Annotated in this window: 14 protein-coding genes and 1 pseudogene; 7 read left to right on the plus strand and 8 right to left on the minus strand. The window is 62.7% G+C overall.

Going from position 1 to position 14190, the window contains the following annotated elements:
- Nucleotides 1–84: 84 nt before the first annotated feature.
- Together G3N95_RS03355 and G3N95_RS40835 are read right to left on the minus strand one after the other, a co-directional pair.
- Nucleotides 85–396 (minus strand): DUF4148 domain-containing protein, encoded by a 312-nt coding sequence (locus tag G3N95_RS03355; protein WP_205968516.1) that lies wholly within the window; start codon nt 394–396, stop codon nt 85–87.
- 192 nt (nt 397–588) lie between these two features.
- Nucleotides 589–714, minus strand: coding sequence for a hypothetical protein (locus G3N95_RS40835; protein ID WP_277397979.1), 126 nt, complete (start codon nt 712–714; stop codon nt 589–591).
- Between the two features lie 179 nt (nt 715–893).
- Between G3N95_RS40835 and G3N95_RS03360 the strand changes: the two genes are divergently transcribed.
- The 3 genes and pseudogenes from G3N95_RS03360 (at nt 894) to G3N95_RS03370 (ending at nt 2445) form a co-directional block, all read left to right on the plus strand.
- Nucleotides 894–1454 carry a thioredoxin family protein gene (locus G3N95_RS03360; RefSeq protein ID WP_205968517.1) on the plus strand — a complete coding sequence of 187 codons (561 nt, stop codon included), beginning with the start codon at nt 894–896 and terminating at the stop codon, nt 1452–1454.
- A 282-nt stretch (nt 1455–1736) separates the two neighbouring features.
- Nucleotides 1737–1972, plus strand: a pseudogene (locus tag G3N95_RS03365) (4-oxalocrotonate tautomerase family protein).
- 47 nt (nt 1973–2019) lie between these two features.
- Nucleotides 2020–2445, plus strand: coding sequence for an organic hydroperoxide resistance protein (locus G3N95_RS03370; RefSeq protein WP_205968518.1), 426 nt, complete (start codon nt 2020–2022; stop codon nt 2443–2445).
- 73 nt (nt 2446–2518) lie between these two features.
- On the opposite strand, the gene G3N95_RS03375 is transcribed toward G3N95_RS03370, so the two are convergent.
- Complete coding sequence (locus G3N95_RS03375) at nt 2519–2716, minus strand: hypothetical protein (RefSeq protein WP_205968519.1); 198 nt, start codon at nt 2714–2716, stop codon at nt 2519–2521.
- 254 nt (nt 2717–2970) lie between these two features.
- Nucleotides 2971–4482, minus strand: coding sequence for a CoA-acylating methylmalonate-semialdehyde dehydrogenase (locus tag G3N95_RS03380; protein ID WP_205968520.1), 1512 nt, complete (start codon nt 4480–4482; stop codon nt 2971–2973).
- Nucleotides 4483–4590: 108 nt separating this feature from the next.
- Between G3N95_RS03380 and G3N95_RS03385 the strand changes: the two genes are divergently transcribed.
- Entirely contained in the window at nt 4591–5532 is a 942-nt protein-coding gene (locus G3N95_RS03385; RefSeq protein WP_205968521.1) for a LysR family transcriptional regulator, read from the plus strand.
- A gap of 1 nt (nt 5533) precedes the next feature.
- Here the strand turns inward: G3N95_RS03385 and G3N95_RS03390 are convergent, their stop codons facing one another.
- Complete coding sequence (locus G3N95_RS03390) at nt 5534–6379, minus strand: helix-turn-helix transcriptional regulator (RefSeq protein ID WP_205968522.1); 846 nt, start codon at nt 6377–6379, stop codon at nt 5534–5536.
- Between the two features lie 93 nt (nt 6380–6472).
- Here G3N95_RS03390 and G3N95_RS03395 point away from each other — a divergent pair, with 93 nt between their 5' ends.
- Nucleotides 6473–7366 (plus strand): SDR family oxidoreductase, encoded by an 894-nt coding sequence (locus G3N95_RS03395; protein ID WP_205968523.1) that lies wholly within the window; start codon nt 6473–6475, stop codon nt 7364–7366.
- A gap of 123 nt (nt 7367–7489) precedes the next feature.
- On the opposite strand, the gene G3N95_RS03400 is transcribed toward G3N95_RS03395, so the two are convergent.
- The 3 genes from G3N95_RS03400 to G3N95_RS03410 are packed head-to-tail and all read right to left on the minus strand — an operon-like array spanning nt 7490 to nt 10010.
- The gene (locus tag G3N95_RS03400; protein WP_205968524.1) at nt 7490–8533 is read right to left on the minus strand and encodes a sugar ABC transporter substrate-binding protein; all 1044 of its coding nucleotides are present in this window, start codon (nt 8531–8533) and stop codon (nt 7490–7492) included.
- Nucleotides 8534–8589: 56 nt separating this feature from the next.
- Nucleotides 8590–8913 (minus strand): non-heme iron oxygenase ferredoxin subunit, encoded by a 324-nt coding sequence (locus tag G3N95_RS03405; RefSeq protein WP_109483387.1) that lies wholly within the window; start codon nt 8911–8913, stop codon nt 8590–8592.
- A gap of 38 nt (nt 8914–8951) precedes the next feature.
- The gene (locus G3N95_RS03410) at nt 8952–10010 is read right to left on the minus strand and encodes a fatty acid desaturase (protein ID WP_205968525.1); all 1059 of its coding nucleotides are present in this window, start codon (nt 10008–10010) and stop codon (nt 8952–8954) included.
- Nucleotides 10011–10252: 242 nt separating this feature from the next.
- Between G3N95_RS03410 and G3N95_RS03415 the strand changes: the two genes are divergently transcribed.
- Together G3N95_RS03415 and G3N95_RS03420 are read left to right on the plus strand one after the other, a co-directional pair.
- Nucleotides 10253–11278, plus strand: a complete 1026-nt coding sequence (locus tag G3N95_RS03415; protein ID WP_205968526.1) for a LacI family DNA-binding transcriptional regulator — start codon at nt 10253–10255, stop codon at nt 11276–11278.
- Between the two features lie 294 nt (nt 11279–11572).
- On the plus strand, nt 11573–14110 hold the full coding sequence (locus G3N95_RS03420; RefSeq protein ID WP_205968527.1) for a PAS domain S-box protein: 2538 nt from the start codon (nt 11573–11575) through the stop codon (nt 14108–14110).
- Nucleotides 14111–14190 lie beyond the last annotated feature (80 nt).

The following is a 14190-nucleotide window of genomic DNA, read 5'->3' on the forward strand; positions in this document are numbered from 1 at the left end:
GCTCATCGTACACCAAAGACGTAGCGCTCACCGGCGCAATGCACACGCATCATGCGCGTGCATTGCGCGCTAGCCGAAGCTTGCTCAAGGACGTGCGTAGACGGAATCCAGTCCAACGACTTCGCGTGCTTTCGCACGCGCGCCCGATGCCGATTTCGCCCCGTCCGCTTCACCATAGGCAGAGTTCGCCGCGAACTTCTGCGCACTGATACGCGCTTCGGCTTCCTGCAGATTCTTCGGATATTGCGTGGCATCGACAGCGGCGTTGTAGCCGGCCTGTTGCAGTTCGACCAGTTGCGCGCGAACCTCGGCGCGAGTCAAAGGCTGGTTCGACTGCGCAAACGAAGCGATGGGAAGCGCGAAAAGTGCAGCGACGATGATCGACTGGAGTTTCATGGTTTCTATCTCACGAGAGTGGGTTGACTCACAGAGATCGCTGCTGCGCAGTGCGCGCGGTCAGCAGCGATCTCCAACGTTGAGATATTTGAACCTGTGAAAGTATCTGGCCTGCTTCCCTATGCATACGTTTTGCAGCTTTATGTATCGGCGTGCATCGCGAATACATCGGGATACAAAGCCAGCGCTATTTCACTGCGCCTTGCGGCGCTTCTGCTGCTCGCTGCTCGCGGTGATCAGCGTGCACTGAAGGGGATGCGCGAGTTCTGCGGCAAATCCGCCCGCAAGAAAGAACAAGATTGCCAATAGACGTTTCATGATGCTCTCCGGCTTCGAATAACGCCTTCGTTATAGCGCACGGCACAGGTTCATTTGTGTCCCAATGTATCGGAGCGCACGCCTGATACAAGACGATTCAAATGCGCGACATGACGACACAGCGCAGATACGCGCGATCGTTTCAATACGTCCATGTCTTCCACCTAAAGGACGCCGACATGTTCTCCCGAATCAAGACCTCGATCACCGTCGCCGCAGTGGCCGCCCTCGCCGCGCTCGGCGCAGTGGTCGCCACCAGCGGCGCCTCGACTGCCGTTCCCATCGAGAAGAATCACGCTGCGCCGGAATTCACGGGCATCGATCAATGGCTCAACTCGCCGCCGTTGACCATGCAGCAGTTGCGCGGCAAGGTCGTGCTGGTGGACTTCTGGACATACACCTGCATCAACTGCGTCCATACGCTGCCGCATGTCGAGAAGCTGTATCAGAAGTACAAGGATCAGGGACTGGTCGTGGTGGGTGTGCACACGCCCGAATATGCGTTCGAACGCGAAACGAAGAAGGTCAGCGCCGCCATTGCCGAATACGGCCTGCATTACCCGGTCGCGCAGGACAACAGCTACGCGACATGGAACGCGTACGGCAATCAATACTGGCCCGCGGTCTATCTCATCGACAAGCAGGGACACGTCGTCTATAGCCACTTCGGCGAAGGCGATTACGACCAGATCGATGCCGCCGTGCGCGAGCAACTCGCGCGCCCCGGTCAGGCGGGTTGACGACAGGCGTGGCCGGTCAGCCGGTTGAGGCACGTCGAGGCTCCAGACGTCGAAGCGCGCCTTCGTCTGCAAGAAAACGCGAGCTTTGCAACACTATGCGGTCTGTGCGTCAAGCGATTGGGCGCGCAGACGGCGTGGCGAAAGCAGGCGCACTGCTTGCGGACTGACCCGGCAGCGGCGGCAAAAGTGTCGGCGTTCGGCACGTCTCGACAGGTAAAAGCTTCCACCACGGCGGCATTCTGACGGACGCCCCATTCCTCAACTACGATCGAGGGGAGCAAGATGCCGATAGTCACTATCAGGTCACGCGCGAAGGCACGACGCCGGGCGCGGACTGCGTGAGCGCCGAAGAAAAAGCGCAGTTGATCAACGGCGTGAGCCAGTTGTTGCTCGACGTGCTGCACAAGCCTCTGGAATCCACCTTCGTCGTGATCGAGGAGGTGCCCACGGAGAATTGGGGTTGGGGCGGTCTGCCCGCCCTGGAGTATCGAAAGCTCAAAGCATCGAAACAGGCCTGACCCGCAGTCTTCCAACAACACGCAGGACTTCATCGAAGGAGTTTGCCATGTCGCTCGAAAAGGCCCTTTACACCGCGCACGCAACCGCAACGGGTGGCCGCGACGGACGCGCCACCGTGCCGGACGCCGGCCTCGATTTCAAGCTCACGACGCCGAAGGAACTCGGCGGAAAAGGCGGAGAAGGCGCCAACCCGGAACAACTGTTCGCGGCCGGTTATAGCGCGTGCTTTATCGGTGCGATGAAATTCGTTGCCGCACGGGACAAGATCGCGATGCCCGCCGATGCGTCGATCGACAGCAGCGTCGGGATCGGAACGATTCCGAATGGCTTCGGCATCGAAGTTGCGATGAAGATTTCATTGCCTGGTATGGACCGTGATGCTGCGCAGGATCTGATCAACAAGGCTCACATCGTGTGCCCGTACTCGAACGCGACACGCAACAACATCGACGTGACACTGACGCTGGTTTGAGCCCGCGCTTTAGCGCATGAATGCCGGCTGCAATGCTGTATTGCGGCCGGCAATATCTTTTTGCCCAATCGATTCAATCGAGCAGGCCATTCACGACAGCGGGACTATGCGAGTCCATCCAGTCGTATGAATCGCTGAAATGCGCCCACGCCCAGTTACGCGGCACAGCGGCCTCTTGTGCTTGCTCGCTCGATACCGCTTCGACGCGGACGCGCACGCCTGCGCCGCTATGGTCGTCGATATTCCGGAAGTTCAAAGATTCGCGCTTCATTGCCTGATCCTCAGTAGAGCCTGCCACGACGTCGAGCCTCAAACGTCGGCCTTTGATGTCAGACTACGCGCACTCACGCGATCGACAAACCGGGCTGCATAGAATTCACAGTTTTCAAATCGGGAATAATCCGGAGATCGAGCCGAATCGATTCGATGCACAAACGCTTGATTTAACTTCGGACCAATCCGCCAAAACACAAAAACGCAGCCCCTGTAAAAGGGCTGCGTTTCTCTCAGTTTATTGCGCGTGACTTACTTCGCAGTGGGCATCGCGAACTCGGCGCCCTTCTCGATGCTCTCCGACCAGCGCTGCATGATCGACTTCTGCTTCGTATAGAAGCGCACGCCCTCTTCGCCGTATGCATGCGTGTCGCCGAACAGGCTGCGCTTCCAGCCGCCGAAACCGTGCCATGCCATCGGCACGGGGATCGGCACGTTGATGCCGACCATGCCGACCTCGATGCGGCGGCCGAACTCGCGTGCGATGTGACCATCGCTCGTGAAGCACGCGACGCCGTTGCCGAACTCATGCGCATTGATCAGTTCGACGGATTCCGTAAAGTCCTTCACACGCACGCACGCGAGCACCGGACCGAAGATTTCTTCCTTGTAGATGCGCATGTCGGGGGTGACGTTGTCGAACAGCGTGCCGCCCGTGAAGAAACCGTCTTCATGACCCGGTACCGTCAGACCGCGACCGTCGACCACCAGCGTCGCGCCTTCCTTCACACCTTCGGCGATATAGCCTTCGATCCGCTCCAGCGCCTGGCGCGTGACGATCGGGCCCATTTCGGCATCGGCCTCCATGCCGTTCTTCACGATCAGCGTGCGGGCACGCTCGGCGAGCATCGGCATGATCTTGTCGGCCACGTCGCCGACCAGCAGCGCGACGGAAATCGCCATGCAGCGCTCGCCGGCCGAGCCGTATGCGGCGCCGATCAGCGCGTCGACGGCCTTGTCGAGATCGGCGTCGGGCATCACCACCATATGGTTCTTCGCGCCGCCCAGCGCTTGCACGCGCTTGCCGTGCTTCGCGCCCGTTTCGTAGATGTAGTTTGCAATCGGCGTCGAGCCGACGAAGCTCACCGCCTTGACGTCCGGGTGCGTGAGCAGTGCATCCACGACGACCTTGTCGCCCTGCACGACGTTGAAGATGCCATCGGGCAGCCCGGCTTCTTTCAACAACCCGGCCATGAACAGCGCGGCCGACGGATCGCGCTCGCTCGGCTTCAGAATGAACGCGTTACCCGTCGCGATTGCAACCGGGAACATCCAGCACGGCACCATGCACGGGAAGTTGAACGGCGTGATACCCGCGACGACGCCCAGCGGCTGACGCATCGTCCAGTTGTCGATACCCGTCGACACCTGTTCCGTGTAATCGCCCTTCAGCAGTTGCGGAATGCCGCATGCAAATTCGATCACGTCGATACCGCGCGACACTTCGCCCTGTGCGTCCGAGAACACCTTGCCATGCTCGGCCGTGATGATGGCGGCCAGTTCGTCGCGATGACGGTTCATCAGTTCGAGGAAGCGCAGCATGACGCGCGCGCGCCGGATGGGCGGCGTATCGGCCCACTTCGGAAACGCAGCCTTCGCGCTGGCGACGGCCGCTTCGACATCGGCGGTTTCGCCGAGCAGCAGCTTGCGGGCTCGCGCGCCCGTGGCGGGGTTGAAAACGGCCTGGCTACGGCTTCCCGTGCCGCTGACGCGCTGGCCGTGAATGAAATGACCCACGTCTGCGCTGTCGGTATAGGCTTGCATGTCGGCTCCTCCTTCGTGATTGGCGTTGATTGAAGTGTAGAAAGGCGCGGACACGCTGGAAAGAGGCTAACATTGAAATCAATGTTTGCCATCGTGAACAATGAGTGTATGGAAACGCAAAATATCGAAGATCTGTGGACGCATCTGCACTGGCTCACGATGCTCGCCGAACAGGGCACCTACACGGCGGCGGCCGCGCGCCTCGGCGTCAGCAAGGCGGCGATGAGCCAGCGCATTTCCGAGCTGGAGCGCGCGGCGGGCATTTCGCTGGTGCAGCGCACCACGCGCAGCGTGCGCCTGACGGAAGCCGGCCAGCAGCTCGTCGACGCCACGCGCGGTCAATATGCGCAGATTGCGGCGAGCTTCGCGCAGGTGCGCGAACTGTCGGGCGTGCCGCGCGGACAGGTGCGCGTGACCGCACCCGTTGCATTCGCGCGGCAGCAACTGGTGCCGAAGCTGCCCGAGTTTCTGTCGGCAAACCCGGCCGTCCGCGTGCAGCTCGAAGTGTCGGACAGGCTCGTGTCGCTCGCCACGGAAGGCTTCGACCTCGCGATACGCCACAGCGCGGAGCCGCCCGATACGCACGTCGCGTGGAAGCTGTGCGACACGCATTCCGTGATCGTCGCGACGCGTGCCTACCTGCGTAAGCGCGGCACGCCGAAGTCGCCGGACGACCTCACCTCGCACGATTGCCTGTTCTATCCGCGCTCGATGGGCGAGCCGATGTGGTCGTTCGAGCGCAAGTCGGCGCGCAAGAACGCCGCGCGGCCCATCACGTTGCCCGTGAAAGGCCCGTTTTGTGCCAACAACAGCGAGACGCTGCGCGACGCCGCACTCGAAAGCCTGGGCATCGCGCTGGTGCCGGACTTCACCGCGCAGGCCGCCGTGCAGGCGGGCAAGCTGGTGGTCGTGTTGCCCGACTGGCGCGTGACGGGTGCGTTCGCCGAGCAGCTGTATATCGTGCGGCCTTACGCGTCACATGTGCCGCGCGCGGTCGGCCTGTTCGTCGGCTATCTGCGCGAGCGTTTCGCGCAAGGTTTCCCCGTCTGAGCTAGACGCCAACGCCATCCGCATAGCGGGAGATCAGCAACTTCACGCGCTCTTCGGCGACCTCCGATGCGGGCGTGTAGACCACGAGGCTGAGATCCGGCCGCCCGTGCACCGCGAACGCCGAATATTCCAGCTCGATCAGCCCAAGCAGCGGATGCACGATCGTCTTCGTGCCTTCGTCGTTGGCGCGCACGTCATTGGCGCGCCACATCGCATCGAATTCGGGGCTCAGCTGACTGAGTTCATCGACGAAAGCCTGAATGGTCTTCGCCGCGCCGCTGCGTGCCGCATCGGCGCGAAACGCCGCGACCACGAAGCGCGCGACGCTCTCCCAATCCGGCTGCGCGGCGCGCACATGAGCATCGAGGAAGATCAGACGCAGGATGTTGCGCTCGCGGGGCGCAAGCGCCGCGTAGTCCGTCAGCACCGCTTGCGCCGCTCGATTCCACGCGACGATATCCCATGTGGAAGTTCTCACCAGCGCGGGACTGAACTCCATCGCATCGAGCACGCGCTGCATGCGCGGCGTCACGCCGTTGGGCGCCTGATAACGAACCTCCGGCGGACGCCCGAGGCCGATCAGAAACAGATGCTCGCGCTCGACGTCCGTCAGCATCAACGCACGCGCGATGCGGTCGAGCACGTTAGCCGACGGCGCACCGCCGCGCCCCTGTTCGAGCCACGTGTACCACGTCGCGCTGACGTTCGCGCGCTGCGCAACCTCTTCGCGCCGCAAACCCGGCGTGCGCCGGCGCGTCACGGGCAGCCCCAGCGCCGCCGGATCGAGCTTCGTGCGGCGGTCTCTGAGGTACATCCCGAGCAGATTGTCGTTTGCGTCCATGCTCATCCTGTTAGTCCGTATACCTGTAAGACGTCACTACTTCACCCCGATAAGCGATGCACCGATAGTAACGCTTCATCGATACAGGAGGATTTCATCATGCGTGTGTTCGTGACGGGTGCAACGGGATTCGTCGGCTCGGCGGTGGTCAACGAACTGGTCGCCGCGGGGCATCAGGTGCTGGGACTCGCCCGCACCGATGCCGGTGCGCAAGCGCTCGCCGCAACGGGCGCGCAGGTGCAGCGCGGTACGCTCGAAGACCTCGACGGCCTCGAGCGCGGCGCAGCGGAAGCGGACGCCGTCGTTCACACCGCGTTCAACCACGACTTCTCGAAGTTCGTCGACAACTGCGAAACCGACCGGCGCGCCATCGAAGCGCTCGGCGCCGTGCTCGCCGGCTCCGGACGTCAGTTGCTCGTAACGTCGGGCCTGGCGCTGAACGCGTCGGGCCCGCTCGCGACCGAGGACGACAATGCCGTGCCCCCATCGGCGGCCTATCCGCGTCTTTCGGAGGCGACGGCCGTTTCACTGGCGCAGCGCGGCGTACGGGTGTCGGTGGTGCGCCTGCCGCCCTCCGTGCATGGCGACGGTGACCATGCATTCGTGCCGCTTCTGATCGCACTCGCACGCGAAAAAGGCGTGTCGGCGTATATCGGCGAAGGGCTCAACCGCTGGCCCGCCGTGCATCGGCTCGATGCAGCGAGCGTCTATCGGCTGGCGCTGGAACGCGGCAACGGTCCCGCGCGCTATCACGCCGTCGCCGATGAAGGCGTGCCGTTCAAGGAGATCGCCGAAGTGATCGGGCGCCGCCTGAATGTGCCCGTGGTCTCGTTGTCCGCCGATGAAGCAGCGGCACACTTCGGCTGGTTCGCGGTCTTTGCGGGGATGGGCGTGCCGTCGTCGAGCGAGAAAACGCGCGCGCTGCTGGACTGGCAACCGAAGCAGGCCGGCCTGATCGCCGATATCGACCATCCGCGCTACTTCCAGGTGTAATTCATTCGCCGACAAAGAAACGATATGGGCCGTCACGGCCCATATCGCCCACTCAATGCATCGTGGGAAAAGTGCCGGCGGTGGAGACGCCTGCAAAAACGAGTTTGCTGAAACGATCGCGGCTTATCGGTACCGTCCCGCCAGCGCCGAAACCTGATCGATGTTCTGCGGCGTGATGAAGCCCGGCCCCGAACTGATGTTGCGCGCTTCGTAGACAGGTTTCAGCCCGTAGTCCTGCAGCCGTTTGATGAACTTCGCGTCCTTCTCCAGTTCGTTGCGGGCCTGCACGACATCCGTGTTGTGATTCCGATGCATGATCGCGAGCATCGCGACGGGGATATAACCCTGCAGATAAGGCTGCTGGTCGGTGCAGAACTTGATCGTGCCGTCCTTGATGCCCTTCGCGACATCCGTGTCGATATCGAACGTCGCGAACCAGATCTTGCCCGCCAGTCCCGCCTTCTTGACGGCGCGTAGGGTCGGGTCGGCAGATGTCGGACCGAGCGTGAGCACGGCCTGCGTGTTCGGATGCGAGCGCAGATACGCGCTGACCTTCGATTCGATATCCGTTGGATCCGTCCCTGCGTCGAGCACCGAAGTCTTCATGTCAGCGCCGATCGCTTCGGCGAAGCCACGGCAACGCTCGAACGACAGCGGGTTGGTCGCGTAATGGTTCACGCACAGAAACGTCCTGATGCCGTCGGCCTTCGCGCGCAACCCCGCTTCCTTGCCCGCCAGATATTCAGGCTGCCCGACGTGCAGCAACGCGCCGAGATCCGCGCTCTGCTTTTCCGTGCCCGTGTTGGCGGTGACGAACGGAATGCTCTTTGCCTTCAGACGCGAGATCGAGCCTTTGAGCAGATCGTAATCGGCGATGGTCGTCACCACGCCGTCGTAGTTGCGCGCCGCAGCCTGATTCACGAGCTGAACCATGTCGGCGATATCGCCGCTCGGCGGATTGCGATAGTCGGTCTGCACGTTGAAATCTTCATCGGCCTGCTTGATGCCGTTTTTCACCGTGTTCCACCAAGCGTCCGAATCGGGCGCATGCGTGATGAAATCGAAGTGCGCGACGGGCCCGGCATGCGCGGCCGCGCACAACCCAATGCCCAGCACCGCTGCGGCGACACAGATCGCTTTCCTTGCCTTGCTGACGGATAATCTCATCGTTGTCTCCATGATGTTGTGATGTGCCGATGCCGCGCGTCGGCGGAATGCTTCGATCAGTCGGCGGCGAGACCGATGAACACGTTGCCGTCTTCCGTCTTCACGGGATGCGTGACGAGGTTCACGCACACGGGCGCGCCCTTCGCTGCACCCGTGGGGATATGAAAGCGCCCCATGTGCATCGGGCATTCGATCACCTCGCCGAACACGAATCCGTCGGCGAGCCGCGCCGTTTCGTGCGTGCAGAGACCCGCTGTCGCGTAGAAGCCGGTGGCCGTGTGATAGACGGCGTACAGCTTGCCTTCGTGCTCGAACTCCATGACGTCCTCTTCGTCGATGTCGTCGCATGCACAGACCTGATGCCATTGCAGAATGTTCATCGTGTGCTCCTGTGTGTTCGTGTGTATTCCGTTCAGGTTCAGCGTGGCTGGGCGACGAGCCGTTCGTCGCCGGATTGGGGCGTATTCGTTTCGAGTGTCTTGCCCGGCACGCGCGGCGTAATCATGAAACCGGGGTCGTGCCGCTGCATGCGCAGGAAGTGCAGAATCTCGCCCCACGCACTGAAGAGTCCGTCGTAAGCAGGCGGCAAATCCGCTTCGATCGCGCGGCGCAACTTCGGCAGCGCATGGAACGGCACGTTCGGAAACATGTGATGCTCGACGTGATAGTTCATGTTCCAGTAGAGCAATTGGAGAACGGGGTTCAGCCGGATGGTGCGCGTCGAGAAGCGATGGTCGAGTTCGTTTTCGCGCAGACCCGTGTGCTGCGTGATGGCCAGCAGCTCATGCAGCCACGCGCCATAAGCACGCGGCAACAGAAGGAACACGACGGGCAGCCAGCTATGCGCGGCGATCGACCACGCAATCACGGCGACATAGAGCGCGAGCACGATCCGCGAGTTTCGGCACATCGCGCGATATTCCGTCGGCGGCACGACGGCCTTCGCACTGCTCGACACGATGCCGAGGCTGTGCAGCACGATATTGCCGAGATGATGAATGCCGTGCGAAACGCGCAGAAAGTCCGTCGCGAGCTTCAGATAGTTCGGCGGCCGCTTGACGGCGATTTCGACATCGGCGGGCACAGTCGCCGTCAGATGCGTGTACGTGTGATGTTGCGCATGCGACCAGCGGCTATAGATCTGCTCGCGCCACGTCATGAAGCAGATCAGCCAGTGCACCGACGCGTTCAGCCACTCGCTGCGAAACGGCGTGCGATGGCGCAGTTCGTGTTCCATCGCCTCGGCGAAGGCATAGATCGTCCCGTACAGCAGGAATGCGGGCACGCACCACCACGTGCCGAGCGACAGCCAGGCCAGCACGCCGCTGCCCGCGACCAGCGCCAGAAAGCCGCCGAGGTAGAGGAGCGCATCGCGGTCGTTGCGCCGCGTGAGCTCCTTGAGCACCTTGCGATCGAGCGGGCATCTGTACCAGTCGTCCATCGTGATCGGCTTCGAGTTGTCTTGCTGGTCGGACATGCGGGGCTCCCAGTGCGCGCCTGGCGTTTGACCGGCTGTCGGTCCGCCGGGGCATTGATCATCGGTGAGTCGATTAAAGACTCATTATGAGCACACGTCAAAGTCATTTTTGCCTCATATTGAGCTACCAAGGGTAATCCATGAACCGCCCCAGCACGTTTCTCCGGTGTCTGCACAAACGCCTCAATATGAGGCAAAATCGAGTCCATGCAACATCTCGACCCGCAGCGCCAGGAGCCACGATGAAAAGCAAGCCGACGCTCAAGCAACTCATGGAGATCACGCAGCTGAGCCGCGCGACGATCGACCGTGCGCTCAACGACCGGCCCGGCGTGCATCCGCGCACGCGCCGCGCGGTCGAAGCCGCGCTGAAGCAACTGGGCACGGGTTCCGCGGCGAAAGCGGCCGGCCGCGCAACGCAGAACGCGTTCGAATTCCGCCTGCTCGCCCAGGCGGGCGACGCCTTCACCGACGAACTGATGCGCACGGCGGATGCGCTCTCAACGGAGTTCGACGCGCGCGGCGTGCGGCTCGAAGTGGTGCGATGCGTGGGCGCATCGGATGACGAAGTCGCGGCCCGTGTCCGCCAGGCGACGGCTGAAGTGGACGGCATCGGCATCATCTGCACGAATACGCCGACGACGTCGTCGGCCTTGCGCGAATGCAAGGCGGCGGGCAAGTCGGTCGTCACGCTGATCACCGACGTCGACGCCGACGCGCGTCACACCTACGTCGGCGTGAACAACCGCGCGGCCGGGCAAGCGGCCGCCTTTCTGATCGGACGTCATCTGCAGGCGCATCCCTCGCCCGATGTCGCGGTGATCGTGGCGACGTTTTCGTACACCTGTCACGAAGATCGCGAGATCGGCTTCCGTTCGCTATTGCGGCAGCGCTTTCCACATGTGAACCTGGTCGAGGTGATCAAGGGCGCGGACTCGGGCGCCGCGACTTACGAAGCGACCACGCATTTCCTGAAGGCGCATGGCAAGCTCGACGGCATCTACAACGTCGCGGGCGGCAATGAAGGGCTGGCGGCCGCGTTGCGCGAGCACGATCTCACGGGGCGCACGCTCTATGTGACGCACGAGGTCAACCGCATCACCGAACCGCTGCTGCGCTCCGACGCGATCGACTATCTGCTGACGCAGGACATGCCTTTGATGCTGCGCACCGTTGTCGATCATCTGAAGGCCGCACGCGAAGGCTCTCCCGTGCCTTCGCAGGCCATCATTCCGATCGAAACGTATTCGCGCTATTCGCTGTATTGAACCTGAACGGCATGCATTTTTTATAACTGCCGCTATCCGATGCACAGCGCGCCCTCCTCGCTGCCGAAGCCAAACTACAGCGCGACGACACGCGATACTTGACTCTGGCAACGACACGCGATGCTCGATCCGAATAGCGCTATATCGCGCGCTTGAGCGCCCGCCGCGCAAGCGTGTATAACCGTTGAAACAGCGCTTCGCATCTCTATGCATGCTGCATGGGAATGCCGCATGCGAGCACTCACGATGTTTCCCACGCACGCGCCACCGACGTCGAACGGAGCTTGCCCCACGATGAATGCCAGCCAGGACAGACAGATCGATACGACCGACACCGCCGCCCTGCTCAATCGCGAGCGCTCGACGAATGCGCGTTTGAGAAAGCTGATTGACGCGCATTCCAGAATCGCCGCCGCGAAGCTGGATCTCGACCGCTTCCTGTCGCTCGTCACCGACGCGCTGCTCGAACTGGTGCCCGCCGCGCATGCGTCCGTGGTCGAATGGGTCGATGGCGAGGACATGGTATATCGCGCGTGCAGCGGCACCATCGCGCATCATGTCGGCTTGCGCCTCAAGCGCGACGGCAGTCTGTCGGGACTGTGCTCGGTTGAAAAGCATCTGCTGTACAGCGTCGATACGGCGAACGATACGCGCGTCGATGCGGCCGCATGCAGGCGCGTGGGCGCGACGTCGATGATCGTCGCCCCGCTGCTCTATCAGTCCGAAGTGGCAGGCGTGGTGAAGCTGATGGCGGGCAGCCCCGGCGCATTTTCGAACGAGGACATCGAGACGCTCGAACGCATCACGTCGCTCGTCGCGTCGGGCATGGCGCATCAGCGCGTGTTCGCGGAGAACCGCGCGCTGATCGAGCAGAACACCATCACCATCGCGCGGCTGCGCACCGAGATCAGCCTGCGCGAAGCTGCGGACAGCAAGCTCGAAGCGTCGCTGCGCCGCCGCCGTCTGGTGCTCGACACGACGCACGATGCGTTCGTGTGCACCGACGCGGACGGCATCATCATCGAATGGAACGATGCCGCGACGCGCACCTTCGGCTACGCGCGCGATGCCGTGATGGGACGGCCGATGCTGGACGTGTTGGTCCCCGCGCGCTGCAAGGCGCGCTATGCCGAACTCGACGTGTTCAGGATCACGCCGGAACCGAACGCCGATGTGCCCTCCAACCGCAGCCGCACGGAACTGATCGCGCAGCGCATCGACGGCAACGAGTTTCCTGCGGAACTGTCCGTGTGCCCCGTGCACTTCGACGGACACATCGAACTCGCCTACTTCATACGCGACGTGACCGAGCGCTTCAGCGCACGAGAACTCGACAAGCGCTTTCGCGTGCTCGTCGACGCGATCAAGGACTATGCGATCACGATGCTCGACCCGCACGGCCACATCACCACGTGGAGCGCGGGATCGACCCAGGTGATGGGCTACGCGCCAGACGAAGTGCTCGGCCAGTCGGCCGCGCTCTTCTACACGCCTGAAGACGTCGCAGTGGGCAGGCCGAAACGCGATCTCGAACTCGCCGCGCGCGAAGGCCGCATCGAAACGGAAGAGTGGCGCGTGCGCAAGAACGGCACGATCTTCTGGGCGAACATCATCACGACCGCGCTGCGCGATCCGAACGGCGCGCTGCAGGGCTTTGCGAAGATCACGCGCGACATGTCGCGGCGCCGGCGTCTCGAAGAACTCGAAGCATCGAGCCAGCGCATGAGCCAGTTCCTCGCGCTGCTCGGACACGAACTGCGCAATCCGCTCGCACCGCTGCGCAACGCCGTCAGCATGCTGCAGCTGAAGTCCGCCGATCACGATACCTTCGTGCCCGAGCATGAGCTGATCGACCGGCAACTGTCGCATCTCACGCGGCTCGTCGACGATCTGCTCGACGCCGGACGCGTGACGCTCGGGCGCGTGCAGATCGAGCCGAAGCCCGTGTCGATGCAGGCCATCGCGCAACTGAGCATCGAAGGCAGCGCGCCGCTTCTGGCGGCGCGCGATCAGACGCTCGACGTGGTGATGCCCGACACGCCGATGTATATCGAAGGCGATCTCACGCGCATGGTGCAGGTCGTGCAGAATCTGCTGAACAACGCGTCGAAATTCAGTCCGCCGGGCGCATCGATCGGCTTGCAGGTGTTTCGTTCAGGGCGGCTGCTGGCGATACGCATCCACGATACAGGGCGCGGCATCGACCCCGATGCGATCGACGCGATCTTCAACCTGTTCGTGCAGGAAACGCCGACGGAAGAACAGGCCGACAAGAGCGGGCTCGGGATCGGGCTGACGCTCGCACGCGCAATCGTCGATCTGCATGGCGGCCACATCGACGCGCATAGCGAAGGACGCGGCAAAGGCAGCGTGTTCACCGTGTGGCTGCCGGAATGCAGCCACGCGATCGCCGACGAAGGCCCGCACGACGAAGCGCCCGCGCCCGCGCAGCCTGTCGATCTGAAAGTGATGGTCGTCGACGACAACATCGATTCCGCCGACAGCATGGCGACGCTCGTGCAGGTGCTCGGCCACGAAGCGCACGCTGTGTACGACGGGGCGGCCGCGATCGAACTCGCTCACACGTTGCAGCCGCATCTCGTGTTGCTCGATCTGTCGATGCCGAAGATGACAGGCTTCGACGCGTTGCCGCATATCCGCAAGGCGCTCGCGGCGCCGGGCGCCGTGATCGCCGCGATGACCGGGCTCGGCACCAGCGAAGACCGCGCGCGGACGGAAGCCGCGGGGTTCGACCTGCACTTGACCAAGCCCGTCGACCTGCCCGATCTGGAAGGCGTGTTGCAGATCGCCGTCGCACACGTGCGCGACTAGCCGTACGCGGGCGCCCTCGCCGCTCGCTTACCGATTCTTCCGAACGCTCAAGAAGCGCACTCCACGGACGTTACCGAAGA

It is taken from the genome of Paraburkholderia sp. Tr-20389 (genome assembly GCF_017104565.1).
Lineage (GTDB): Bacteria > Pseudomonadota > Gammaproteobacteria > Burkholderiales > Burkholderiaceae > Paraburkholderia.